General features: G+C 62.3%; 21 protein-coding genes. 14 read left to right on the top strand and 7 right to left on the bottom strand.

The features are described 5' to 3' along the window. Window positions 1-12: 12 nt before the first annotated feature. The gene (locus A4R29_RS15670; RefSeq protein ID WP_013531360.1) at window positions 13-816 is read right to left on the bottom strand and encodes a DsbA family protein; all 804 of its coding nucleotides are present in this window, start codon (window positions 814-816) and stop codon (window positions 13-15) included. A gap of 61 nt (window positions 817-877) precedes the next feature. Beyond that, the gene (locus A4R29_RS15665; protein ID WP_013531361.1) at window positions 878-2,272 is read right to left on the bottom strand and encodes a M48 family metalloprotease; all 1,395 of its coding nucleotides are present in this window, start codon (window positions 2,270-2,272) and stop codon (window positions 878-880) included. Window positions 2,273-2,417: 145 nt separating this feature from the next. On the opposite strand from A4R29_RS15665, the gene A4R29_RS15660 reads away from it, so the two are divergent. Both A4R29_RS15660 and A4R29_RS15655 read left to right on the top strand, forming a co-directional pair. Then, on the top strand, window positions 2,418-3,566 hold the full coding sequence (locus A4R29_RS15660) for a pyridoxal phosphate-dependent aminotransferase (RefSeq protein WP_027160394.1): 1,149 nt from the start codon (window positions 2,418-2,420) through the stop codon (window positions 3,564-3,566). A 4-nt stretch (window positions 3,567-3,570) separates the two neighbouring features. Continuing rightward, window positions 3,571-4,518 (top strand): glutaminase, encoded by a 948-nt coding sequence (locus A4R29_RS15655; RefSeq protein ID WP_063172298.1) that lies wholly within the window; start codon window positions 3,571-3,573, stop codon window positions 4,516-4,518. A 170-nt stretch (window positions 4,519-4,688) separates the two neighbouring features. Here the strand turns inward: A4R29_RS15655 and A4R29_RS15650 are convergent, their stop codons facing one another. Further along, complete coding sequence (locus A4R29_RS15650; protein WP_024503887.1) at window positions 4,689-7,625, bottom strand: Rne/Rng family ribonuclease; 2,937 nt, start codon at window positions 7,623-7,625, stop codon at window positions 4,689-4,691. A gap of 654 nt (window positions 7,626-8,279) precedes the next feature. On the opposite strand from A4R29_RS15650, the gene A4R29_RS15645 reads away from it, so the two are divergent. The 8 genes from A4R29_RS15645 (at window position 8,280) to A4R29_RS15610 (ending at window position 16,835) form a co-directional block, all read left to right on the top strand. Next, window positions 8,280-9,542, top strand: coding sequence for an N-acetylmuramoyl-L-alanine amidase (locus A4R29_RS15645; protein ID WP_063172297.1), 1,263 nt, complete (start codon window positions 8,280-8,282; stop codon window positions 9,540-9,542). A gap of 213 nt (window positions 9,543-9,755) precedes the next feature. Beyond that, a complete protein-coding gene (locus A4R29_RS15640; protein ID WP_013531366.1) occupies window positions 9,756-12,212 on the top strand; it encodes a penicillin-binding protein 1A in 2,457 nt (818 codons plus the stop codon). Window positions 12,213-12,329: 117 nt separating this feature from the next. Further along, window positions 12,330-13,461 (top strand): peptide chain release factor 2 gene (gene prfB, locus A4R29_RS15635; RefSeq protein WP_013531367.1). Its coding sequence is split into 2 segments (ribosomal slippage): window positions 12,330-12,395 and window positions 12,397-13,461, totalling 1,131 coding nucleotides; the frame shifts between segments, so codons are not numbered across the junction. Window positions 13,462-13,538: 77 nt separating this feature from the next. Further along, the gene (locus A4R29_RS15630) at window positions 13,539-13,958 is read left to right on the top strand and encodes a GFA family protein (protein ID WP_082827572.1); all 420 of its coding nucleotides are present in this window, start codon (window positions 13,539-13,541) and stop codon (window positions 13,956-13,958) included. A 288-nt stretch (window positions 13,959-14,246) separates the two neighbouring features. After that, complete coding sequence (locus tag A4R29_RS15625) at window positions 14,247-14,624, top strand: hypothetical protein (RefSeq protein WP_013531369.1); 378 nt, start codon at window positions 14,247-14,249, stop codon at window positions 14,622-14,624. Between the two features lie 169 nt (window positions 14,625-14,793). Next, on the top strand, window positions 14,794-15,162 hold the full coding sequence (locus A4R29_RS15620; RefSeq protein ID WP_024503891.1) for a GFA family protein: 369 nt from the start codon (window positions 14,794-14,796) through the stop codon (window positions 15,160-15,162). A gap of 175 nt (window positions 15,163-15,337) precedes the next feature. Further along, window positions 15,338-15,988, top strand: a complete 651-nt coding sequence (locus tag A4R29_RS15615) for a YiaD family glycine zipper/OmpA-like lipoprotein (RefSeq protein ID WP_013531371.1) — start codon at window positions 15,338-15,340, stop codon at window positions 15,986-15,988. A 241-nt stretch (window positions 15,989-16,229) separates the two neighbouring features. Next, window positions 16,230-16,835, top strand: coding sequence for a hypothetical protein (locus tag A4R29_RS15610; protein ID WP_013531372.1), 606 nt, complete (start codon window positions 16,230-16,232; stop codon window positions 16,833-16,835). A gap of 71 nt (window positions 16,836-16,906) precedes the next feature. Here the strand turns inward: A4R29_RS15610 and A4R29_RS15605 are convergent, their stop codons facing one another. Continuing rightward, window positions 16,907-18,502 (bottom strand): DEAD/DEAH box helicase, encoded by a 1,596-nt coding sequence (locus A4R29_RS15605; protein WP_063172295.1) that lies wholly within the window; start codon window positions 18,500-18,502, stop codon window positions 16,907-16,909. 198 nt (window positions 18,503-18,700) lie between these two features. Further along, window positions 18,701-19,474, bottom strand: a complete 774-nt coding sequence (locus A4R29_RS15600; RefSeq protein ID WP_013531374.1) for an NAD kinase — start codon at window positions 19,472-19,474, stop codon at window positions 18,701-18,703. A gap of 720 nt (window positions 19,475-20,194) precedes the next feature. Between A4R29_RS15600 and A4R29_RS15595 the strand changes: the two genes are divergently transcribed. Next, window positions 20,195-21,166, top strand: a complete 972-nt coding sequence (locus A4R29_RS15595) for an NAD-dependent epimerase/dehydratase family protein (protein ID WP_063168088.1) — start codon at window positions 20,195-20,197, stop codon at window positions 21,164-21,166. Between the two features lie 115 nt (window positions 21,167-21,281). Here A4R29_RS15595 and A4R29_RS34160 read toward each other — a convergent pair whose 3' ends face one another. Further along, a complete protein-coding gene (locus tag A4R29_RS34160) occupies window positions 21,282-21,560 on the bottom strand; it encodes a hypothetical protein (protein ID WP_127224493.1) in 279 nt (92 codons plus the stop codon). Here A4R29_RS34160 and A4R29_RS15590 point away from each other — a divergent pair. The 3 genes from A4R29_RS15590 to A4R29_RS15580 all read left to right on the top strand — a co-directional run bounded on the left by A4R29_RS15590 (window position 21,532) and on the right by A4R29_RS15580 (window position 24,920). Further along, entirely contained in the window at window positions 21,532-22,566 is a 1,035-nt protein-coding gene (locus tag A4R29_RS15590) for an extracellular solute-binding protein (RefSeq protein WP_063173699.1), read from the top strand. The genes A4R29_RS34160 and A4R29_RS15590 overlap by 29 nt on opposite strands. A gap of 85 nt (window positions 22,567-22,651) precedes the next feature. Then, window positions 22,652-24,079 (top strand): amidase, encoded by a 1,428-nt coding sequence (locus tag A4R29_RS15585; protein ID WP_063172294.1) that lies wholly within the window; start codon window positions 22,652-22,654, stop codon window positions 24,077-24,079. A gap of 139 nt (window positions 24,080-24,218) precedes the next feature. Continuing rightward, window positions 24,219-24,920: a TetR/AcrR family transcriptional regulator gene (locus A4R29_RS15580; RefSeq protein ID WP_013531378.1), complete on the top strand. Its 702-nt coding sequence runs from the start codon at window positions 24,219-24,221 to the stop codon at window positions 24,918-24,920. A gap of 6 nt (window positions 24,921-24,926) precedes the next feature. Here the strand turns inward: A4R29_RS15580 and A4R29_RS15575 are convergent, their stop codons facing one another. Continuing rightward, window positions 24,927-25,685 (bottom strand): MBL fold metallo-hydrolase, encoded by a 759-nt coding sequence (locus tag A4R29_RS15575; protein ID WP_063172293.1) that lies wholly within the window; start codon window positions 25,683-25,685, stop codon window positions 24,927-24,929. Between the last annotated feature and the right edge of the window lies 1 nt (window position 25,686).

Here is a 25,686-nt window from a genome sequence, read left to right as displayed (position 1 = left end):
TGGCGAGCAAGATCAGAGCGCGGCTTTCGCCGCCTCGATCTTTTCAGCCAGCACTTCCTGCCCGAGCGCCCCGAACACCACCTCGTTGCCGACGACATAGGACGGCGTTCCGGTGATCGCCAGCTTGTTGGCAAGATCGTAGGTCTTGGCGAGGGCCTCGTTGATTGTCGGGTCCTTCATCTTCTCGCGCAGCGCCGCTTCGTCGGCGCCGAGCGACAGCGCGACCTTCATGGCCGCCGCCTCGGTGGCGCGTCCCTGACCGCCGAGCAACGCATTGTGGAACTCGCCGTACTTTTCCGGGTGCATCAGGTGGAAGGCCATCGAGACCACGCTCGCCTTCTGCGAATCCGGTCCGAGGATGGGGAATTCCTTGAGCACGAAACGCAGGTCCGGATCGGTCTTGGTCAGCGCCTTCATGTCGTCGATGGCACGTTTGCAGAAGCCGCAATTATAGTCGTAGAACTCGACGATGGTGACCTTGCCGGTCGGATTGCCGACGACGCCGTCGAAGGCGGAGTTGAAAATCTGGTCCTTGGCATCCTTGATCACGCCGAGATGAGCGATGCGCTGCTCTTCCTTCTGCTTGGCCTCAAGCGCGTCCTGGACCTCCAGAAGAACTTCCGGGTTTTTCAACAAATAGTCGCGGATGATGCCTTCGACCTCGGTGCGGTCGATCTTGGTATCGGCCGCCGCCGTCTCGACCGGCTGTGCGGTCCCGGCCTTGGCGATCTGCGGGTTTCCGGCAACGAATCCGAAAGCCAGCATGGCCAGAGCGACCGCAACCCCCGTGGTGCCCAGCAGCAGTGCCTTTTTCATCGTTCCTGTTCCTTCTGCCTGTTTTCCGGTCTGGCTATGTCGTGGCGCGGGGCCGGAAGGTTCACTTGATCTTGGTTGACGGCTTGTAGTTTATGATATCCTGGGCGCGAAGCCAGCGCGGCTCGCCGCGTTTCATCTGCTGCTGCGCCCGCATGGCGAAAATCTTCGCATCCTTGTAGTTGCCGGAATAGAAATGGCTTTCGGCGGTGGCAAGTTCAGCGCCAGGTATGTCGCCCAACTCGCCATAGGCCTGCGCCAGATAGCGATATCCGGCTGAATTTTCCTTGTCGCGACCGAGGCCATTGTTGATCTGCACGACGGCTTTTTTGAGGGAGTCGGGCGTGCCGACGGCCATCAGCGCCTGGCCCACGGACACCGGCAGCAGACCGGACCGAGCCGAATCGAGGCTGACCGCCTTGGCATAGGCGTCCGCGGCTTCCTTGGGTTTGTTGGCTTTCATCAGGATGTCGCCGCGCAGTTCCTGGAAGTAGGCATTCTTCGGTTGCGCCTTGATCAGTGCATTGGTCTTGGCGAGGGCGGCGGCGATGTTGCCGAACAGGTAGGTCGACTGGGCGTCGCCGTACTGGGCGGCGAGGGTTCCTTGCATCTTTCGCATCAGCCGGGACGCGGCCGCCTGGCCTTCCATGTAAACGGCGATCTTCACCCGCATCATGTCATGGCGCTGCTGCAGCGCGGGCGGGTCCGGCCTGTCGACATTGGGGTCCTGTTTCACCAGCACTTCGAGATTGGCGATGCGGTCCTGCGGCATCGGATGGCTGATCCGATACGGATCGACCTGGGCGCCCGAAAGCGAAAGTGCGGTCTGGAAGCGGCGGAATGTCTTCAGCATGCCCATGCCGGACTGGCCGGTGGCGTTGAGATAGGTGATCGCCGAGCGGTCGGCCGTCATCTCCTCGGTGCGCTGATAGGCGAGGATGCTGCGCTGTGCCATTTCGCCGCCGCCGGCAGCCACGCCCATGCCGGCGCCGGCGAGACCGCGGCTGCTGGTTGTGGCACCGGCGACAATGGCGCCGGCGCCAAGCAATGTCGCGATGACGGCCATCGTCTTGGCTCGTTCGAGCTGGTCGCGCAGCTTCTGCTGGTGGCCGCCGGCAATATGACCGGCTTCGTGCGCGATGACGCCGATGATCTCGTTGGGCGTTTCAGCCGTCATCAGCGCGCCGGTGTTGATAAACAGCCGACGCCCGGTGACGAAGGCGTTGAAACTCTGGTCGTTGACCAGGACGATGTCGATGCCGTCATTCGCCAGGCCGGCCGCCCTGAAGATCGGCCGCGCGTAATCGCGCACCAGCGCCTCGATCTCGGCGTCGCGCACCACCGGCACGTTCTGGGCGAAGGCGCTGACCGAGCTCGACATTGCAACGGCAACGCCAAGCGAAAGCGTCGCGAAGACGCGCGCTGCCTGGGCAATCGTCGATCTGGGTCGGCTCAACATGATGTGTCCACTGGTAGACGAGCGGGCGAAAGATGAAAAGTCGGCGCCGGAAACTTCCTCAACTTGTGATCCTCACATCAATCGGGCATTTGTGCGGCACATGCGCCAGTGCCTGGCGCCGTCAGTCATCGGGAATACTGGTTAAATGGTCGTTTCGCTCTCACGCCGTGGCAATGTCGAGCCCTTCCATGCGATGGACATTCTGGCAGAGGCAAACCGGCTGAAGTCCCAGGGCGTGCCGGTTGTTTCGATGGCCGTCGGCCAACCCTCCGATCCCGCACCGGTTCTGGTTCGCGCCGCAGCAGCCAAGGCGCTGCAGGATGGGCGCATCGGCTACACCGACGCGCTCGGACTGGCAGGTTTGCGCAAGGCGATAGCCGGACACTACGCCGATCACTACGGGCTTGAGATCGAGCCCGGCCGGATCGCGGTGACCACGGGATCGTCGGCCGCCTTCAACCTTGCCTTCCTGGCGATGTTCGATCGGGGTGACCGCGTCGCCATCGCGGCACCCGGTTACCCTGCCTACCGCAACATCATGGCCGCACTCGGCATCGAGGTGGTCGAGATCGAGCTCGGCGACGCCGCCTACCTGCATGCCGGCCATTTGGAAGCCGCGCATCGTGAAAAGCCGCTGAAAGGCGTTCTCTTCGCCAGTCCCGCCAATCCAACCGGCGCGGTCATACCAGCCGATGAACTGGCGGCCCTGGTAAGGACGGCACAGGACCTCGGCATCGCCGTCATCTCCGACGAAATCTATCACCGGCTGGCCTATGCCGCCCCCGACACCACGGCACTTGCCTATGGCGGCGATGTGACGGTGATCAATTCCTTCTCCAAATATTACTGCATGACCGGCTGGCGAATCGGCTGGATGGTGCTGCCGCAGGAACTGGTGCGGCCGGTCGAGCGCGTCGCCCAGAGCCTCTACATCTCGCCGCCGGAGCTATCGCAGATTGCCGCGATCGAAGCGTTCAGGGCGACCGAGGAACTGGAGGCGGTAAAAGGCCGCTACGCCTGGAATCGCGAGCTCTTGATGAAACGCCTGCCGGAACTCGGCTTTCCGCTGGCGGCGCCCATGGACGGCGCCTTTTATGCGTTCTGTGACGTCACCAGGCATACCAATGACAGCATGGCCTTTGCGCGAAAGATGCTGGCCGAGGCGCATGTTGCAGCAACGCCCGGCCGCGACTTCGACACTCAGGCTGGGCACCGGACCATGCGTTTCTCCTATGCCGGCAGCCACGACGACATGGTCGAGGCAATGGTGCGCATCGAACGCTGGTTGAGGTAGCACCATGCCGGAACTTGAACAGGCCCCCAAACTTGATCGGGCATTGGCCGAAGTCGCCGCCGAAATGGCCGAGCGCACCGATCGCGGCGACGTCGCTTCCTACATTCCGCAGCTGGGCAAGGTCGATCCGAAGAAGTTCGGCATCGCGGCGGTCACCAATGACGGCCGCGTGCTGATGGCCGGCGATGCCGACCAGGCATTTTCCATCCAGAGCATCTCGAAAGTGTTCACGCTGACACTGGCGCTCGGCAATGTCGGTGACGCGCTTTGGCAGCGGGTAGGCCGCGAACCGTCAGGCAATCCATTCAACTCGATCGTGCAGCTCGAGCATGAGAACGGCATTCCGCGCAACCCGTTCATCAATGCCGGCGCCATTGTCATTTCCGACATCCTGCTTGCCGGCCACCAGCCGCGCGAGGCGATCGGCGAAATCCTGCGCTTCATCCAGTTCCTCGCCGACGACGAAACGATCATCATCGATCGTGAGGTCGCGGCGTCCGAACGGGCCACCGGCTATCGCAACTTCGCGCTTGCCAACTACATGAAATCCTTCGGCAATCTCCACCACGCGCCGGAGCTGGCGCTGGGCGTCTACTTCCACCATTGCGCCATCGCAATGAGTTGCCGGCAACTGGCGCTCGCCGGCCGCTTCCTCGCCAATGGCGGCAAGAACCCGGCGACCGGGCATTCCGTGGTGTCGGCCGAACGGGCACGCCGCATCGGCGCGATGATGCTGACCTGCGGTCACTATGATGGCTCCGGCGATTTCGCCTTCCGCGTCGGCATCCCCGGCAAGAGCGGCGTCGGCGGCGGCATATTGGGCATCGTGCCGGGCATGGCGTCGCTTGCCGTCTGGTCGCCCGGCCTCAATGCCAACGGCAACTCCAAGCTGGGGTCGATCGCGCTGGAAAAGCTGGCCAGGATGATGAACTGGTCGATCTTCGCGCCGTGATGCATGTCGCCCAAAAGTGCGCAGCGGTTTTGGGACAACGACATGCATAAAAATCAAAGAAGCGTTTTAGCCTTTCGCGATCCGGAATAGCGCCAGATAAGAAAATCCCGCACCGTCTTCGAGACGGCGCGGGATTTTTGTCAACAAACTAGCTCAGGTGGCTGAAAGGCTTAGAAAAAGCCCTTCCGCTGCCACCATCCGCCGCGTTTCGGCTTGTCGTCGGTCTTGTCCTCGGCCTTGGCCGCGGGTTCTTCCGCTACGGTCGAAGACACCACCGGCTCGACCGGCGCATTCACCGCCGCCGGCTTGCGCCGCGACGGGCGGGCCTTCGGTGCCTTCTCGACAGCCGCTGCTTCGTCGGACGCCGTGGCCGGCGTCTCGACCGGTGCTTCCGCCTCGGCAGCCGGCTCTTCGGCGACGATTTCGGCTGCGGCCTTCTTCGGCTTGGCGGCACGGCGTGGCTTCTTCGGCTTCTCCGTGCTCGGCGCGTCGTCATTGGCCGGAGCAAGCACCACCGGCTCTTCGGCCGCTGCGGTAACCACCGGCTCGCTAGCGATCACCTCGGTTGCCGAGACTTCGCCTTCGGACGCGTCGGCTGCTTCGCCAGCACTTGCCTCAGCCTCGCCTTCACCGTCTTCGCGGCGGTTGCGCTTGCCGCCGCGCTTGCCGCGCCGGCGCTTCTTGCCCTGGCCTTCGTCCGAAGCTTCAGCTGTGGCAGGAGTTTCGGAAACACCAACAGGGGCATTGTCGTCCGCTTCCGCGTCGCCATCTCCGGCGGCCGAGTCCGAGTCCGAAAACTCGCCGGCCGGAGCCGAGACGGAAGCACCGTCCGCAGGGGCGCCATGTTCGCGATCGCGATCCTTGCCGCCACGCCGACGCCGACGCTTGCGGCGCTTGCGGTCGCGGCCTTCGCCTTCCTCACCACCGGCAGCGGGCCGCGGCTGCTGTTGCTGCGGCTGCTGGCGTGGCTGTTCTGCCTGGATCGGCGCCTCGTCGTCTTCCTCGATGACGGCAATCTCATCCTCGGGCTCGTCCGGCTCGACATAGGCCGGGAAGCTGCGCGCCTCGACAAAGCCTTCCGGCTTTTCAGCCAACGCGCCGCGGAAGATCGCATAGTGCTGCGAACCCACCGAATCGTCGGCCTCGACGGTGATCGTCAGCCCGAAGCGGCTTTCGAGTTCCACCAGCGTGCCGCGCTTGTGGTTGAGCACGTAGAGTGCTGTCGCCGCCGGCGTCCGCACCGTGATGTGGCTGCGCGAATCCTTGAGCAGGAATTCCTCGATCGCCCGCACCACCATCAGCGCGACCGACGAATCGGAGCGCACATGGCCGGTGCCGCCGCAATGCGGGCAAGGCTTCATGGTCGATTCCAGCACGCTGGCGCGGATGCGCTGGCGTGACATCTCCATGAGGCCGAAATGCGAGATACGGCCGACCTGGATGCGCGCACGATCGTTCTTGAGGTGATCCTTCAGCCGCTTCTCGACGGAGCGGTTGTTGCGGTTCTCCTCCATGTCGATGAAGTCGATGACGATCAGGCCGGCAAGATCGCGCAGCCTTAGCTGACGCGCGACTTCCTCGGCCGCTTCCAGATTGGTGTGGAGCGCGGTGTCCTCGATCGAGTGCTCCTTGGTGGAGCGGCCCGAATTCACGTCGATGGCAACCAGCGCTTCGGTCTGGTTGATGATGATGTAGCCGCCGCTCTTCAGCGTCACTTGCGGCTGCAGCATGCGGTCGAGCTGTGCCTCGATGCCGTTGCGCACGAAGATCGGCGTCGTGTCGCGGAACGGCTGAACCACCTTGGCGTGGCTCGGCATCAGCATGCGCATGAAGTCCTTGGCCTCGCGGTAGCCTTCCTCGCCGGAGACAAGAATCTCGTCGATATCCTTGTTGTAGAGGTCGCGGACCGAGCGCTTGATCAGGCTGCCTTCCTCGTAGACCAGGGCAGGGGCCGTGGACTGCAAGGTGAGATTGCGGACATTTTCCCAAAGCCGCATCAGATATTCGTAGTCGCGCTTGATCTCTGCCTTGGTGCGGCTCTCGCCGGCGGTGCGCAGGATGACGCCCATGCCCTGCGGCACTTCGAGATCGGCGACGACCTCCTTGAGCCGCTTGCGGTCGACCGCGCTGGTGATCTTGCGCGAAATGCCGCCGCCACGCGCCGTGTTCGGCATCAGCACCGAATAGCGGCCGGCCAGCGACAGATAGGTGGTCAGCGCCGCGCCCTTGTTGCCGCGCTCTTCCTTGACGACCTGCACCAGGAGGATCTGCCGGCGCTTGATCACTTCCTGGATCTTGTACTGGCGGCGCACCGGCTTGCGGCGGTTGCGCACTTCTTCCAGCGCATCCTCGGCGCCGACCGATTCGACCTCGTGATCGTCCGGATGCGAGGACTGCACTTCTTCCAGCATGCCGCGATCATTGTCGCCGGAGGTCGCTTCGCTGCCTTGTTCGGCCAGCGGGACGGCTTCGGAAATCACATCGGCCTCGACCGAGGCGGCGATCGACGTCGGGCCGCCTTCGCGGATTTCGCCTTCGTCCTGCTCGGCCGAATCCTCGCCATGCTCGGACGCATCTGCATGTTCGGACGAATCAGCCGCATGTTCGATGATCTCGGACGTGTGCGAGATGTCCTCGACACCAGCGTCGGCACCTTCTTCTGCCTCGTCGGCAGCGTCGCTCGCCTCGCCGGAATCGGCTGCATCGCGCTTGTGCTCGCCCCGGTCGCGGGGCTTGCCGCCGCGCCTGCGGCCGCGCCGTCCGCGATCGCGGCTCTGGCGATCATCGCCGTCGCCGTCCTCGTTCTCCTCGTCCTCAGCCTCCTGCGCTTCCGCGCGCAGCAGTGCCTGACGATCGGCGACCGGAATCTGGTAGTAATCGGGGTGGATTTCACTGAAGGCGAGAAAACCGTGACGGTTGCCGCCATATTCGACAAAGGCTGCCTGAAGGGAGGGCTCTACGCGCGTTACGCGGGCTAGGTAGATGTTTCCTTTGAGCTGCTTCTTGTCCTGGGATTCAAAGTCGAATTCTTCAATACGGTTACCGCGTATGACGACAACGCGTGTTTCCTCCGGGTGGGAGGCGTCTATCAGCATTTTGTTGGGCATTATTTCGTTTCCCCCCGGCAGCCGTCAGCCGCAGCTTGCGAGGCAAAGCCTGCTGCTGCGTGTCTGGAATGTGGGTGCCGGATATTTGAACGTCCGTCGGCCGCCGCTTGAGCGCCATGGCGGTGCCGCCCGCAGCCATAATGGCGCGGTTTGATGCGGACCTTTCCATGATTGCGCTTGAAGCCATCGTCACCAACAGAACCTTTTGAACCAAAGCCCGGACGAACCGGACCAGCTTGTTTGCTCATACAGAGCCGGCACGGGAACAAACCCGGCCGTTTTCCTCACGCAGGCGATTCCCCCGCCACGGGAGCACGCCTGCGAAATTCGTCGCGATCACCTGAACCCTTTTCGCCTGAAGCGAAAGGAGCCGCCTTTACGTCTGACCCTGTAGCAAGAAGCTGCGGAGGAGGGCGGTTCCAGGATTGCAGTGATCCACCATCGCTTTTATGATTTGGCGGGGTGGAAGGCAACCCCGATTTCCGATGCCGGCAAAAAGCCGTTCCGTAGCGTAAAGCCAGGCTTGCGGCCCTGCATGAAAAGGCTTGGTTAACCTTCTCTGGATACCAATCGTTAATCGAGTTCGCGGCCTAACCGGCATTTCGACGAAACGACCGGGCGCCGGGCGCCAAACCGGGAGCGACTGCAAGAGAGATGGGATTGGCGGACTTCACAGACAAGGGATGTCGTGTCGGCGGCCGGATCCTGGCCGCTTTCTGCCTCTTGCTGCTGCTGGCGGCCTCATCCGTCTTGTTTTCAAATGCCAGTGCCGCCGACGCTCCGCTCGTGGCAAAAGGCTACAAGATGGCCGGCGATGCCACCAAGATGCGCATCGTCATGGATTTCGACCGCGAACCCGATATCAAATGGTTCCTGCTGCGTGGTCCCAACCGTCTTGTCATCGATCTCGCGAATACGAGATTCGCCGTGGATGCCAAGGATTTGAAGGCGCGGGGCCTGGTCAAGGGCGTGCGCCTGGGCGAACTCGGCGAGGGCGTTTCGCGTCTGATCCTCACCGGCAAGGGACCCTTTGCCGTCGACAAGCTCGACGTGCTCAAGAACGAGGACGGAACCGGCTACCGCATTGCCATCGATATGTCAGCGGCATCCGAACGCGAGTTCGATGCCGCACTTGCCAATCAGGCGCTGACCACCGGATCGACCGTTTCGACCGACAAGGGAGGGCGGGTCGGCACCGGGCCGGTCTCCAATCCGGGCCATCGGTTCACCGTCGTCATCGACCCTGGCCATGGCGGCATCGACGGCGGTGCCGAGGGCCTGAACGGCACCATCGAAAAAAACGTCACGCTGGCCTTCGCCACGGAGCTGCGCGACAAACTCGCGGCCGTCGGCAATTATGATGTGTTCATGACGCGCGACACAGACGAATTCCTGCGTCTGGACGACCGCGTGCGCATTGCCCGTCAGCATGAGGCCGACCTGCTTATTTCGATCCATGCCGACACGATCAGCGTCAAGGGCATTCGCGGCGCCACCGTCTATACCGTCTCCGACAAGGCTTCGGACCCCGAGGCGCAGGCGCTTGCCGACCGTGAGAACCTCTCCGACCAGTTCGCCGGCATGGAAATCAAGAACGACAACAAGGAAGTCACCGACATCCTGATCGACCTGATCCGCCGCGAAACACACAATTTCTCGATGAGTTTCGCCCACACGCTGGTTGGCCAGTTGTCGACCAGCGTCGGTCTTATCAACAATCCGCAGCGCTCCGCGGGTTTCAAGGTGCTCAAGGCACCCGATGTGCCGTCGGTGCTGGTCGAACTCGGTTATCTCTCGAACGCCAAGGACGAGGCGCAGTTGCTCAACGCCGACTGGCGCGGCAAGGCGGCCCAGAGCATAACCAACGCCGTCGCGCTGTTCGCGTCGGCCAAGGCCGGATCGGGAACCGGAGGTTGACATGACCGGCGACGCCTGCAACCAGAGGCGGCGTTGCGCGACGACAACACCCAGTGCTTTTATTTCCGGCCAGCAGCCGTGAAATCAGGCATTGCCGTATTTTGTCCACATGGCGGCGACAAGGGTTTTCGATTACGGATTGGGACCGGCTCGAAAGCTTGCGTGAAAGGCGGCTTCGTTTAGGAAATTCCCGAACCAAGGACTGGAGCGGGTATGATTCGTCTCATTGGCTATTTTTTCGGCATCGGCACGACGCTGGCCCTTCTGGTCGCGGCGGGCGTTGCGATCTACATCGGCCATTTGTCGAAGGATCTGCCCGACTACGAGGTGCTGGCCAAATACGAGCCGCCGGTGACCACCCGCATCCATGCGTCCGACGGCGCGCTGATGGCGGAATATGCGCGCGAACGGCGCCTGTATCTGCCGATCCAGGCCATTCCGGACCGCGTCAAGGCGGCCTTCCTGTCGGCGGAAGACAAGAATTTCTACAATCACCCGGGCATCGATGTCACCGGCCTCGGCCGCGCCATCATCGTCAACCTGCAGAATTTCGGCTCGGGCCGGCGCCAGGTCGGCGCTTCGACGATCACCCAGCAGGTGGCGAAGAACTTCCTGTTGTCCTCGGACCAGACCTACGAGCGCAAGATCAAGGAGATGATCCTCGCCTTCCGCATCGAGCAGGCCTATCCCAAGGATCGCATTCTCGAGCTCTACCTCAACGAAATCTTCTTCGGCTTCGGCGCCTATGGCGTCGCCGGTGCGGCGCTGACCTATTTCGACAAGTCGGTCAACGAACTGTCCGTGGCCGAGGCCGCCTACCTGGCCTCCCTGCCCAAGGGGCCGAACAACTATCACCCTTTCAAGCATGCCGATCGCGCGATCGAGCGCCGCAACTGGGTCATCGATCAGATGGTCGAGAACGGTTATGTCACGCGTGAGGAAGGCAACAAGGCCAAGGCCGAGCCGCTGGGCGTGACGCCGCGGCGCAGCGGCACCTATCTGTTCGCCGGCGAGTACTTCACCGAAGAGGTGCGCCGCCAGATCATCGCCCGCTACGGCGAGAATGCGCTCTACGAAGGCGGCCTCTCCGTCCGCACCACGCTCGATCCGAAGATCCAGCTCATTGCCCGCAAATCGATGCAGAACGGGTTGATGAAATACGACACGCTGCGCGGCTATCGCGGGCCGGTGACATCGATCGATGTCTCGGGCGACTGGGGCGTGCCGCTTGGCGCCGTCAAGGGACTGGAGGATGTTCCCGAATGGTCGCTCGCCGTCGTGCTCGACAGTTCGGCGACCGGCCTGTCGATCGGCCTGCAGCCCGCACGGCAGGCGTCGGGCGAGATCGTCAAGGAGCGCGTCGAAGGCACCATCAGCAAGGAGGACATGGGTTTTGCCATGCGCCATGTGGTCGCCGGCAAGACCGTCAAGGCCAAGTCGCCGGCGGAGGTGTTGAAGCCGGGCGACGTCATCTTCGTGCAGAAAAACGATGGTGCCGAGGGCACCTACAGCCTGCGCCAGGTGCCCGAAGTAGAGGGCGGCCTGATCGCCATGGACCCGCACACCGGCCGCGTGCTGGCCATGGTCGGCGGCTTCTCCTATGCGCAGTCCGAATTCAACCGCGCCACGCAAGCCATGCGCCAGCCGGGCTCCTCGTTCAAGCCGATCGTCTATTCGGCAGCGCTCGACAATGGCTATACGCCGGCCTCGGTCATCATGGACGGGCCGATCACGATCCAGAGCGGCAACACGAGCTGGACGCCGAAGAACTATGACGGCACCGTCGCCGGTCCGGCGACCCTGCGCTCCGGCATCGAGAAGTCGCGCAACCTGATGACGGTGCGGCTTGCCAATGACATGGGGATGAAGCTGGTGGTCGAATATGCCGAGCGCTTCGGTGTCTACGACCATCTGGCACCCTATCTGCCAATGGCGTTGGGTTCCGGCGAAACCACCGTGATGCGCATGGTGTCGGCCTATTCGATCATGGCCAATGGCGGCAAGTCGATCAAACCGTCGCTCATCGACCGCATCCAGGACCGCTACGGCAAGACGGTGTTCAAGCAGGACGAACGTGGCTGCCAGGGTTGCAATGCGCAGGAATGGCAGAACCAGCCGGAGCCGGAGCTGGTCGACAATTCCGAGCAGGTGCTCGACCCGATGACCGCCTACCAGATCACCTCGATGATGGAAGGGGTCGTGCAGCGCGGCACCGGCGCCACCATCGGCGAACTCGGCCGTCACATCGCCGGCAAGACCGGAACGACCAACGATGAAAAGGACGCCTGGTTCATCGGTTACACGCCCAACCTCGTCGTCGGCCTCTACATGGGCTATGACACGCCGCGCGGCCTCGGCCATGGCGCCACCGGTGGCGGCCTCGCAGCCCCGATCTTCAAGGACTTCATGCGAGTGGCGCTGGACGGCACGCCCAATGTCGACTTCAAGGTGCCCGAAGGCATGAACCTGGTCGCCATCAATCGCAAGACCGGCATGCGTGCCGCATCGGGCGATCCCGGCACCATCATCGAAGCCTTCAAGCCGGGCACCGGTCCCGCCGACAGCTATTGGGTGATCGGCATGGGCGCCGATGGTTCCAATGCCACCGGTGGCGCACTGTCGCCGCAAGCCAATCAGGCTATCCAGTCCGGCGGCGGCGGCCTCTACTGACGATTTTCAGGGGCGGATGGGCTGGCCTTGGGCCGGCCCATTTTGCTTTACAGCCGGCGGCGGCGTGCCTATGTATCGCGCCGACCGATTTCAGCAAACAGGACAGAACAGCCAGCCATGCGCGCGGAAACGCAGAATATTGTCGACGAGATCAGGCAGGCGATAACCCTGCTGAGGAGGCATCTTTGACTGGGATCAAGCCATAAAGCGGCTTGAATACCTCAATGTGCGCGCCGAGGACGCCAGCCTCTGGAACGAGCCGCTGGAAGCGCAGAAGCTGATGCGCGAACGCCAGAGCCTCGAAGAAGGCATCGCCTCGGTGAAAGGTCTGACGCAGGCGCTGGAAGACAATATCGGCCTGATCGAACTCGGCGAGGAAGAGCGCGATGAGGGCGTGATCGCCGAGGCGGAAGCCGCGATCCGCTCGATGCAAGGCGAAGCGAAGGCCCGCCAGGTCGAGACGCTGCTGTCGGGTGAAGCAGACTCCAACGACACCTATCTCGAAATCCATGCCGGTGCCGGCGGCACCGAAAGCCAGGACTGGGCCTCGATGCTGCTGCGCATGTACACGCGCTGGGCCGAGCGGCGCCGTTTCAAAGTCGAAGTGCTGGAAATGCATGACGGCGAAGAGGCCGGCATCAAGTCCGCCACGTTGATGATCAAAGGCCACAACGCCTATGGCTGGATGAAGACGGAATCGGGCGTTCATCGCCTGGTGCGTATTTCGCCCTATGACAGCAATGCGCGCCGGCATACGTCCTTCGCCAGCGTCTGGGTCTATCCGGTCATCGACGACACGATCGAGATCGACGTCTCCGAATCCGACGTCCGCATCGATACTTATCGCTCGTCCGGCTCGGGCGGCCAGCACGTCAACACCACCGATTCGGCGGTGCGCATCACGCATCTGGCCACCGGCATCGCCGTCGCCTGCCAGGCCGAACGTTCGCAGCACAAGAACAAGGCCAAGGCCTGGGAGATGCTGCGCTCGCGCCTTTACGAGGAAGAGCTGAAGAAGCGCGAGGCGGTTGCAAACGCCACCGAAGCATCGAAGAGCGATATCGGCTGGGGCCACCAGATCCGCTCCTATGTGCTGCAGCCCTATCAGTTGGTGAAGGATCTCCGCACCGGCGTCGAGAGCACCAGCCCGTCGAGCGTGCTCGATGGCGACCTCGACGATTTCATGGAAGCCTCGTTGTCGCAGCGCATCGAAGGCGGTGCCGGCGAAGCCGTGGCGGACCTGGACTAGGATATGCCCATATTCAGGTGAGGCTGGCCTGGCCTCATCTGAACATACCCCTGCGCACCACAGCAATGGAGGAGAGAGTGCCGAGCAAGCTCACCGGAAAATGCTTTTGCGGCGCGGTTCACTACGAGGTGGCCGACGAATTCCTCTATGCCGCGAATTGCCATTGTTCGGACTGCCGGCGCACCACCGGTTCGGCATTCAAGCCTTTCGCCGGTATCGAGCGTGAAAAGTTTGTCCTCACCGAAGGCGAGGACAAACTCCTGATCTTCGGCGACCAAAGCGGCCACAACGCGCATTGCTGCCGGTGCGGCTCCTTGCTTTATTCGCTCGTGCGCGACGGCGCCTACGTCCATGTCGCCATGGGAACGCTCGTCGACGACCCATCCATTCGTCCAACCGAGCACATCTTCGTCGGTTCGAAGGCGGGCTGGTTCACCATCACCGATGACCTGCCGCAGTATCAAGAGCACGTGATTGCCGGCTCCGACCAGCAATAGGCTGGAACCACAGCGGGCCAATCCCGTTTATTCGACGCCCGTTTGCCGGGAATTGACCTTGGCCTCATCTCGTCGGCGGTAGCGGATGCCTGACGTCTGTAGAACGATGTCGGGAATGCATGTTCTTGCGCCGACCAAGGAATCAGCCCAGCATCCAAGGGCTGGGAGAGAAAAAGCATTTATGGCCGGACGCGGCATATCTGCGACCCGACGATCCGGCCACTGGGAAGATACGTTCCGGGAACGGGCAAGCGAAACGCTTGATGCTCGTTTGAAAGGAACGTTTCCATGTCTGCTGCCACACTCAGATCGGCCAATGCCGTTCAACCGGCTGGCCGACTTTTGTTTTCCCTGTTCGCGATCGGCGCGATGGCAATGCTGACGGCACCTGCCTTCGCGCATGACGCCACGCCCACGGCGGCAAAGCCACAAGGCTGGAGTTATCCGTTCGCATGCTGCGCCAACTATGATTGTCGCACGACCCATACAGGCGAAGTGCTGGAGAAACCCGAGGGCTATGTCATCGCCGGAACGGGTGAGGTCGTTCCAATGACCGACAAGCGTGTCAAGGACAGCCCGGACGGCGAGTTCCATTGGTGCGCGCACCAGGGGGGCCTCGACGCCGGCAGGACAATCTGCCTGTTCGTGCCGCCGCGCTCGTATTGACGATAGGAACGCATTCCGACGTCCGCCTGATCGCGTGTGACGGGACGGGCTTGCTGAGACGCGCCTGTCGCGGTAGCGCCGGGTGATGCTTGCTGACAGACAGTTGTCAGGAGCACCTCTTTATGCTGCCTTTGCCGTACAGGGTGGCGGCGACAGGAGGAGTTCGTTGATGACCATCAAGGCAAGCTGTCATTGCAAGGCGACGACGTTCGAGGTTTCGCAAGCACCGCAGACGGTGACGCAATGCACCTGTTCTTTCTGCTCGAAACGCGGCTCGCTCTGGGCCTATTACGTGCCTTCGCAATTCAAGCTCACCAGCCCGATGGAGAACGTCTCTTTCTATCGTTGGGGGTCGAAGACCGTAAAGCACGGTTTTTGCGCCACCTGCGGCTGCGGCACCTTTACCGAAACGCCGGACTGGTCGACAGGCGAGCCGGATTTCGACAATCCCAAGATCAGCGTCAACTCGCGGCTGTTCGATGATTTCGATCTCGACAAGGTCGAAGTGGTTGTCATAGACGGCAAGAACCTCTGGTAGCTTATCCAAACCATTCCGGCACGGCGATGCGGCGCCACCACCGGGTATTGGTCCCTCGGGAAAAGCCGTGAACGGCGCTTTTGCCGTTCCGCTTTTCGCCGCAATTCATGGTACAAGTCGCGGGAAGGGCTGATTTGGCGCCACCGCAAGGCGTGACTTGGAGAGGGACCATCCTATGAAAAAGACTGTGCTCGTCGTCGTGGCGACGGCTGTGCTCGTGAGCGCCTGCACCACCACCGATCCGTATACAGGCGACCAGAAGATTTCCAACACGGCGGCCGGCGCCGGCCTTGGCGCCCTGGCGGGTGCCAGCCTTGGCCTGCTTGCCGGTGGCAACGACCGCCGCAACGCACTGATCGGCGCCGGCATCGGCGCGCTGGCCGGCGGCGCCATCGGCGCCACGATGGACCAGAACGAGGCCGAACTGCGCCGGCAGCTCGAGGGCACCGGTGTCAGCGTCACCCGCAGCGGCGACCAGATCATCCTCAACATGCCGTCCGACATCACCTTCAACTCGGATCAGGATGCGGTGAAGCCCGGCTTCTATCAGGTCCTGAACTCCGTCGCGCTGGTGCTGAAGAAGTTCAAGCAGACCACGGTCGACGTGTTCGGCCACACCGATTCGACCGGTGGCGACCAGCACAATTTCGATTTGTCGCAGCGTCGTGCTTTGGCGGTGGCGAACTATCTGTCCGGTCAGGGCGTGGATCAGCGGCGCTTCGCCGTCACAGGCTTCGGCAAGACACGTCCGGTCGCATCCAATGCCACAGCCGAAGGTCGGGCGCAGAACCGCCGCGTCGAGATCCAGCTGTCCCCGCTCACCTGATCCGTCCGGCAAGCGGATGCGAAACGGCCCTCATGCGGGGCCGTTTTTGTTTGAGCTGACATCGGCGCTCTGGATGGGTACGGTATAGATTTAGTTATTGCTAAAATATAGCTTTCCGGCGGCCATGGAAAGGAATAGCATCATGGCAGTCCAGCGGGGATGAGGCGGTGTAACCGGCCGCGCAATCAGCATTTTTCCGCCTCGGTCTTGCACGGCCAGATCAGAAATCTGGGAGGAATGCATGACAAGAACAGCCAGCCTTGGGCGCTGTGGCGTCCTCGTTTTAACAGGTTTGGTAGGCGCGTGGCTGAACGTTGCTTCGGCTCGGGCCGAGGACGCCAACAAGGCCGACATCGAAGCCTTGAAAAAGTCGCTCGCCAAATATGAGGACTACACCGCTGCCGTCCGCGACCTCTATCTGTCGACGGTCGGCTGCGTCTACTACAGCGGAGAAAAGATAGCGGGCGCGATGGATTACCCGAAGGGCGCCATGGGTATTCACTTCGTCAATGTCCCGAGTGTCGGCCAGAAGCTCGACCCGATGCACCCCAACGTGCTGATCTATGAACCGACCAAGAAGGGTTTGCGGCTGGTGGGCGCGGAATGGCTGGTGCCTCTGACGCCGGACATAAAGGAGCCTCCGAAGCTGTTTGGCCAAACCTTCATGGGGCCGATGGAGGGGCACTACCCTCTCATCCCGAAGGAGTTCGTCCACTATGACCTTCATGCCTGGCTCGGAGACAATCCGAACGGCATGTTCAGTCCGACGAACCCGAACGTGAAATGCTCGAAGGCCGAGTTTCCGATGCTGGAAAAACCGACCAAGATGATGCCTGGGCCGATGTAACGGGCGAACCAGGCTGGAGCTCTACCGAGAAGGCAAGCCGGATGGCTGGCTTGCCTTCGAAGCGGTCGGGATCAGACCTTGGCGACGATCCGCATGAAGGCCGGCATGTCATCGCCGAAGCCAACGGTTGAATCGTTGTCTTCCTGGTGACGTTGGCGGGCAGGGCGGCTGTTGTCTCGCTGCGGCCGGGTATCGCCGCGTTCCGGTGCGCGCTGTTCGTTGCGATCGGACGATTTGCGCTCGGTGTTTTCCGAACGGATCGCTTCCTTGCGCGAGCGCCGTTCGCCGACGTCGGCGGCTGCCGCTGCGACCTCGGCCACCGGCTGGTCCTCGCGGACTGTTTCCGGTGCCGTGTCTTCGCTGCGCTTGGCGTGGCGTTCGCGCGGTTTGCGCTCGCCGCCCTTTTCCCTGCTGCGGTCGTCGTCCTTGCGGCCGGCGCGGCGCGGTGCGCCCTTGCCACGGCGCGGAGCATCGTCCTCGCCGCCTTCGCTGGCAACCACCGTCGACAAGTCGCCATCATGCCATTCGATCTTATTGCCGATCAGCCGCTCGATGGCGTCGATGTATTTGGTGTCCGACTTGGTCGCGATGGTGAAGGATTTTCCGGAGCGTCCGGCGCGGCCGGTACGGCCGATACGGTGGACATAATCCTCGGCATGGATCGGCACGTCATAGTTGAAGACATGGCTGACGTCGGGGATGTCCAAGCCGCGCGCGGCGACGTCGGAAGCGACGAGGTAGCGCAGCTTGCCGTCGCGGAAATTGGCCAGCATCTGCATGCGCGCGCGCTGGTCCATGTCGCCATGCAGCGCACCGGCGTCGAAATCATACTTCAGCAGCGAGCGGAACAGTTCCGACACTTCGATCTTGCGGTTGCAGAAGATGATGGCGTTCTTCAGTTCGGCATCTTCGGCCTTGATCAGGTTGCGCAGCGTCTCGCGCTTGTCCCACGGCTTGGAGCCTGATTTGACCAGCCGCTGGGTGATGTTGGTGGCGGCGGACGCGGCCTTCGAGACCTCGACGCGCACCGGCGCATGCAGGAATTTCTCGGTCAGCTTGGTGATTTCCGGCGGCATCGTCGCCGAGAAGAACAGCGTCTGCCTGGTGAACGGGATCATCTCGCAGATGCGCTCGATGTCGGGAATGAAGCCCATGTCGAGCATGCGGTCGGCTTCGTCGATGACGAGGATCTCGACGCCATTGAGCAACAGCTTGCCGCGCTCGCGGTGATCGAGCAGGCGGCCGGGCGTCGCGATCAGCACGTCGACGCCGCGCTCCAGCTTCTTGTTCTGTTCGTCGAATGAGACACCGCCGATCAGGAGCGCGATGTTGAGCTTGTGGTTCTTGCCATATCGGATGAAATTCTCTTCGACCTGCGCGGCGAGTTCGCGCGTCGGTTCCAGGATCAGCGTGCGCGGCATACGGGCGCGGGCCCGGCCGTTTTCGAGGCGGGTCAGCATCGGCAGCACGAAGGAAGCCGTCTTGCCAGTGCCGGTCTGGGCGATGCCCAAAATATCCTTGCCGAGCAAGGCGTGCGGGATCGCACCAGCCTGGATCGGCGTCGGCTGGGTGTAGCCGGCGTCGGTGACTGCGGAAAGGACCTTCGGCGACAGGCCGAGGTCTGCGAAGGTCAACGCTTCTTGAGCGGTCGTGGTGTCTGAGGACAAGTGTTGTTGTCTTTGGCTGGTTCGGGGAAGCGCAACGGCGTCTAATGGCGTCGCGGCAAGCGCCACGCGCCTGCAAGATCGGTATTGCAATTAGGAGCAAGCCCTCGATTTGTCAACAGAAACGGGCAGCAATGGCACGATTGTGAAGTTGTAACCTTAATCGGGATGCTTAATCGACCTGTCGGTCGCAGAGCCGGCTCAATAGCGGAACTGTTCGGCGAGAATACGCTCGTTCCAAGAATGATTGGGATCGAACAGCAACGTTGCTGTCGCCGTGGGTGATTCTCGCACCGTTACCGAGGTCACCGCCTTGACCTCGGTATGGTCGGCGGCGGCGTTCACCGGCCGCTTTTCCGGCTCGCGGATGTCGAAGCGCACCGTCGCTTTGTTGGAGAGCAGCGCGCCGCGCCAGCGGCGCGGGCGAAACGGGCTGACCGGGGTCAGCGCCAGCAGCGGCGCGTCGAGCGGCAGGATCGGCCCGTGCGCCGAAAGATTGTAGGCGGTGGACCCGGCCGGGGTTGCGATCATGACGCCGTCGCAGTTCAGTTCCTCAAGCCGGACCTGTTCGTCGACGGTGATGCGGATCTTGGCCGTCTGGTACGATTGACGCCACAGCGCCACCTCGTTGATAGCCAGTGCCGAAATCGTTTCGCCTTCCGAGGTCACGGCCAGCATCTCCAGCGGGCGGATGGTTTCGGCGACGGCGGCTTCGAGACGCTCGGTCAGGCCACCGGAACGATACTCGTTCATCAGGAAGCCGATGGTGCCACGGTTCATGCCGTAGACCTTCTTGCCGGTCCCCATCGTGTCGCGCAGGGTCTGCAGCAGGAAGCCGTCACCCCCAAGGGCAACGACGATCTCGGCCTCCTCGACGGAAGACTGGCCATAGCGCGCCGACAGGCTTTCCAGCGCCGTCTTGGCGTCAGCGGTGTCGGACGAGACGAAGGCGATGTGGCTGGCGGCTTTGCTCATGGCTCCCCGATGACGACCGGATGGCAGCGGCAGGGCCGCCGATTTCGGGGTAGCATGGGCGGGGTAGGTCTGCAAAGGGAGCCGCCATCCCGGATGGCAACGCCACTCCGGGATGGCGAGGCGACCGCGGGACGGCGGATGCAGACATGCGTTCGCGTATCATGTCAAAGGCTACGCGAATGTGATGGTTAAGACCGGCCTTAAAGTCTCGTAAAGCCGGATCGGTCATGTTAGCCGGCAGTGGATGGGTGGCGTGGGGGCTAGCCAGTCGAGGCCGACATATTGCCGGTAACACGCCTGATCATTGTCTTTCTGATGCTGGGAAGCTTCGCGCTGCTCTTTGCCGAACTGGTGCGCCAGTCCGAAGAGACGAGCTTCCGACCGCAGCCCACGGCGTCGCGCTGTGGTGACGCAGCCGGAGCGCCATGCCCGCAAAGGGCGCTGTAGCGCTGTAACCTGATCATCCTTTCGGATGACCGGCGGCATTGGCGGCCGCTTCGGTGCGTGACATCGCGCGGCAGTTTCTCTCCTTAAAAGCAGAGGCCGGTCGGCTGCCGCACGTTCCACTCGTGAAAGCTTGCTGTTTGCACTCGCGGCGCTTGGCGGTGTAGATGGGTGCACCGATTGGCGGAAAGGTTTTTGGGTAGCCTCGTATCCGCCGTTGTTGGGAAACAAGCCCTGCGGCTCGTTGACTGGCCGGGTGTCTGGAGCAGGGGGGCCATGTCGCGCAGCGTGTTGATTTCTGGTGGCTGCGGCTTCCTCGGCTCACATCTGGTCGACCGTCTGTTGCGGCGAAGCGATCTGGAAAAGCTGATCGTCGTCGACAATCTTTGGACCGGGACGCGAGACAACGTCGCACATATCGCCGATCCGCGTTTCGATCTGCAGATTGCCGATGCCGAAAGCTTTTCATCCCTTCAACGCTTCGATGAGATCATTCATCTCGCGTCGCCGGCTTCGCCGCTTTGGTACATGCGCGAGCCGGTACGCACGATCAAGGCCAACATCGGCGGCGCGCTCAATCTTCTGACGCTGCTCAAGCCCGGCGGCCGTTTCTGCTTCGCCTCGACCTCGGAAGTCTATGGCGACCCCCTGGTTTCACCCCAACCCGAGAGTTACAGGGGATCGGTGGACTGCACCGGTCCCAGGGCCTCTTATGATGAAAGCAAACGCTGCACCGAGGCATTGCTGTTCGAACAGCAGCGGGTTGTCGGGCTCGACATTCGCGTCGTCAGGATTTTCAACACATATGGGCCGCGAACCCGCATCGACGACGGACGCGCCGTTTCGAACTTTGCCATCCAGGCTCTGACAACCGGGGTGCTGACGGTCTATGGCGACGGGTCCCAATCGCGCAGTTGGGGTTATGTCGACGACATCGTCGAGGGGCTGGAACGTTACTTCTGGCGCGACGGCATCTCGCATCGCGGCCCTCTGAACATCGGCAACGATCACGAGGTTTCCGTCCTGCGCATCGCGGAATTCGTCAGGTCGCTTGTCCCCGGCAGCCGCATCGAGCACCACCCTCCGGCTCCCCAGGATCCGACAAATCGGCGTCCGGACCTGACGTCGGCGAGGCATGTCCTTCCTGGCTGGGAAGCCAGGACGGGCTATCAGGAAGGCATCGGGCGCACCTTCGATTGGTTCCGTCAGCGAATTGCGGCCGGAACCGTTGCGGCCCCAACGGCCTGACGCGCCCGACGTCGCGGCCAAAGCTCTTTCCTGGCTGCCCACTTGGTCACCACCGCATCGGGCGCATCGATCGGCGAGCCATGGCCGTATCCGCATAAAGATATTGACTGCATGTTTAGTCATAGTTACTCCTGAGGTCGCGAATTGAGTTGGACAGCCGGCGCCAGCCGGTGAATGGCCACCGTGAAGAGGGGAATATCTCGACTGCGATGCGGCTTGCCGTTGCCGGTGCGCCGCATGCCGCAAATGCGATGCCGACGGCCGTTCTCGTGCCGTCGATCGGCATTGTCGCGGCCATCTTTTCGTCAGCAGGAAACGGACCTGAGGCCGTAACGCCGCCGGTCCCAACAATGGGAGCATACAGCATGAACTGGAAACTGACCGCGACGGCCATCGGCCTGTCGCTGCTGACTGTCACGGGCGTTGCCCATGCCGAGGGCGAACTCAACATCTACAATTGGGGCAACTACACCAGTCCCGAGCTGATCAAGAAGTTCGAGGAGACCTACAAGGTCAAGGTCACCGTCACCGACTATGATTCCAACGATACCGCCCTGGCCAAGGTCCGGCAGGGCGCCTCCGGCTATGACATCGTCGTGCCCTCGGCGAGCGTCGTGCCGGTCTGGATCAGCGAAGGTCTGCTCTTGGAGACCGATCCCAACAAGATGGAGAACTTCAAGAACGTCGATCCCAGGTGGGTCGATGTTCCATTCGATCCAGGCCGCAAATATACCGTTCCATGGCAGTGGGGCACGACCGGCATTTCGTTGAACAAGTCGGTTTATGCCGGCGACCCCAACACATCGGCGATCTTCCTCGACCCACCCCCCGAACTCGTCGGCAAGATCAATGTCGTACCCGAAATGGGTGACATCATGTTCCTCGCCATCGCTTACGAGGGTGGCAAATATTGCAGCAGCGACATGCAAATGCTGAAGAAAGTGCATGACAAGCTGGTGGAGGCCAAGGCGAAATGGCTTTCGCTCGACTATGCGGCCGTCGATGGCCTGGGCAGGGGCGACATCGCCGCGGGCGTCAACTGGAACGGCATATCGCTGCGCGAGCGGCTTGAGAACGACAAGATCGTCTATGGCTATCCCAAGGAAGGCTATCCGATCTGGATGGACAATGTCGCTGTCCTCAAGGACGCCAAAAACGTCGACAACGCCAAGCTGTTCCAGAATTTCATCATGGATCCGCAGAATGCGGCGCTGATCTCAGCCTTTGCGCGTTATTCGAACGGCATCAAGGGCTCGGAAGCCTTCATGCCCGACGACATGAAGACCGCGCCGGAAGTCAACATTCCCGCCGATTTCGCCGCCAAGGGCCAGTTCATGCAGGCATGCCCGCCCGACGTGCAGGCGCTCTACACGAAGATCTGGACCGATCTGCAGAAATGACCTGACCAGGCTTTCCCGCGCCGCAGCACGCGGCGCGGTCATCTCCGTCCATGCAACGCGATGCGCAGATCGCAGGAGACTTCCCATGACCGATCTCGACCTTTGCTACATGCCGGCCAGCGAGGCGCTGCGGCTGTTCAAGGCAAAGAAGCTTTCGCCCGTCGAACTGATGCAGGCCACCATCCGCCGCGCCGAAGCCACCAAGCCGACGATCAACTGCCTCACCTTCACGCATTTCGACGAGGCGATGGATCTGGCCAGGAAAGCCGAGGCGAAATACGCCAGGGGGGCCCGTACCGGGGCGCTCGAGGGACTGCCGATCGGCATCAAGGACGAGAGCTACATCAAGGACAAGCCGACCTCGCACGGCTCGCTGCTGTCCCGGGATGCCATCGGTGGCCATACGTCGACGATGAACGAGCGCATCATCAAGGCCGGAGGCATTGTCCATGCCCGCACGGCGACGCCTGAATTCAGCTGCGCCGGCTACACCTGGTCGAAACGCTGGGGCGTGACGCGCAATCCGTGGAACCCGGATTTCACGCCCGGCGGTTCGTCCGGCGGTGCCGCGGCGACGCTGGCGTCCGGCACGTCGTCGATCGCCACCGGCTCGGACATTGCCGGGTCGATCCGAATTCCCGCGTCGGCCTGCGGTCTTGTCGGCTTCAAGCCGCCTTACGGGCGCAATCCGGACGAGCCGCCGTTCAACCTCGATTTCTACTGCCACACCGGACCTTTGGCGCGAAACGTCGGGGATGCGATCCTGCTGCAGAACGTGATGGCCGGACCGAGCCCGCTCGACATCGCCACGCTCCGCCCCAAACTGCGCCTGCCCAGCGACTACAAGCCGATCAAGGGCTGGAAGATTGCTTTCTCGATGGACCTCGGTTCTTTCGAAGTGGACCCCGATGTGCGCAAGAACACGCTTGCCGCCTGCGATGTGTTTCGCTCGCTTGGCGCCACGGTCGAGGAAGTCGATCTGGGCTGGGGCGACGACGTGCTCAAGGCGGGCATGGCCTATCTCGAACATCTGTTCGGCGCCTCACTGTCGCAACTGCTCAAGGAGCACGGCAAGGACATGACGAGCTATGCCAGGCAGTTCGCCGAGGACGGGCAAAGGTCGAAGGCGACGGACTTTGTCGGAACACTGGAAGTGGCGGCCAGGATGTACCAGACGCTGGGGCCGCTGCTGGAGACCTACGATGTGCTGATCTGCCCGACCAACGCGCTTCCCGCCGTGCCGGCGGAGTTCGATCAGACAACGGGCACGGTCGAGATCAACGGCAAGCAGGTGAACCCGTCGCTTGGCTGGGTGATGACGACGCCGTTCAACATGATGAGCCGCTGTCCGGTTCTATCCGTGCCGTCAGGCCGGGCGGCAAGCGGCGTGCCGACAGGCATTCAGATCGTCGGCCGCACCTATTGCGATGCCGATGTCTTCCGGGCGGCCGTGGCCTATGAGACGGCCAAGGGGCAGTGGTACACAAACGCCGAAACGCGCCCGTCGCTATAACAGGGCGATGCGGCCCTTGCCGCGATCGTGATTGATCTGCGGTTTCGGTTATGGTGAGCCGCGCCGGACACCTCGAATAGACGGATCCGTGGCGGAGCCGGCGATCGCCGGCAGAAGGTCCGAAAGGAGCTGGACGAAGATGGCGCAACAAAAAGCTGCGGCGGCAAAACGCAAAGGCGCAACGGCGAAGAATGGACGTGCCGCAAACGATGCCGCGCCGCCCAAGGACCGTCGGCGCGAACGCGGCGAAGCCAGCGTGCAGCGGATCATCGACGCCACCATCGAGCTCATCGCGGAGGAGGGACTGGCAAGCGTCACCATGCAGCGCATCGCCGAACATGTCGGCTCGTCCAATGCCCTGGTCGTCTTCCATTTCCGCAGCAAGGAGAACCTGTTTCGCGCCGTCCTGCAGTATCTCAGCGATCGATACGACGAGCTGTGGGTGACGCTGGTGCGAGCGCCCGGCCTGTCGCCGGTTGAGCGGGCCCTGGGCGCGGTCGATTGCGCGCAACGTTTCGCCCGCCAGCACCCGAAATGGGTTTCGGTCTTTGTCGTGTTCTCCAGCGACCGCAAGAGCATGCAGATCTACAATGAGATCGGCCTGCCGAGCGATCTTGCCTACACCGCCGAAGCGCGCGAGTTGCTGATCGAGATTTCGCGCAGCGGCGGTTACACCGGCGTCGACATCGACACGCTGTCGGAGAGCCTGAATTATCTGGTCCACGGCGCCTGGTATTGGGATCATCTCAATCCGTCCAGCCGTGACACCAACGTGCTGCGCAAGACCATGCTGCTCCTGCTGCATCAAGCGTTTCCGCGGCATTTCGAATTGATGCGCTGACCGCTTTCAGGGCTGCCGCAGATGGCAGCCGGCTCGCCGCTTTTGTTCCAGATACTCGTCGACGAGCTGGCGGTAGCGCACTTTGCCGAAACTCGGGAAATGGCCGCCATGCACGACCGAGACATCGAGGTCGCGCAGGCGCAGCAGTGTCGCCATGTAGTCTGATATGTCCGAGTGGTAGACGTCGTCGATCAGCGGGCCGTCATAGATGATGTCGCCTGATAACAGGATGCCCGTCCTGTTTTCATAGAGCGCGATGCCGCCGGGCGAATGGCCGGGCGTGTGGATCACCTCGAAGGCACGATCGCCGAGATCGACGACGTCCCCATGCTCGAGCAAACGGCCTGCCGGTGCGGGCGGAATACGGTAGCGCGCCGTGTTCCAGCCTTGCGGCTGGCAATCGAACATTTCGTCGGTCGCATAGGTGCCGGCTGCCGTCCACTCGTTACGCGGATCGGCGAGGATCCCGGCCTCGGCGGCGTGCACGCAGCGCTCGGGAAATTCGTGGTGACAGCCTATATGGTCGAAATGCGTGTGGCTGGCGACGCAAATCAGCTTGCGCTCGCTGACCAACGGCACGTGACGCCTGAGGCTGAAATGGCCAAGCCCGGTGTCGAAGAGGAGATCGCGATCGCGGCCGCGCACATGCCACATGTTGCAGCGGAAGAATGGTTTTATCCATGGCTCGTGGATCAAGGTTACGCCATCGCTCATGCGGATGGTCTCGTACCAGTCGGGAGCGTCGATGACCGCAAGCGTTGCCATG

It is taken from the genome of Mesorhizobium ciceri biovar biserrulae, assembly GCF_001618845.1.
Classification (GTDB): domain Bacteria; phylum Pseudomonadota; class Alphaproteobacteria; order Rhizobiales; family Rhizobiaceae; genus Mesorhizobium; species Mesorhizobium ciceri.
Note: the sequence above shows the minus strand (reverse complement) of the source record. Positions and strands in the feature narration are given on the sequence as shown.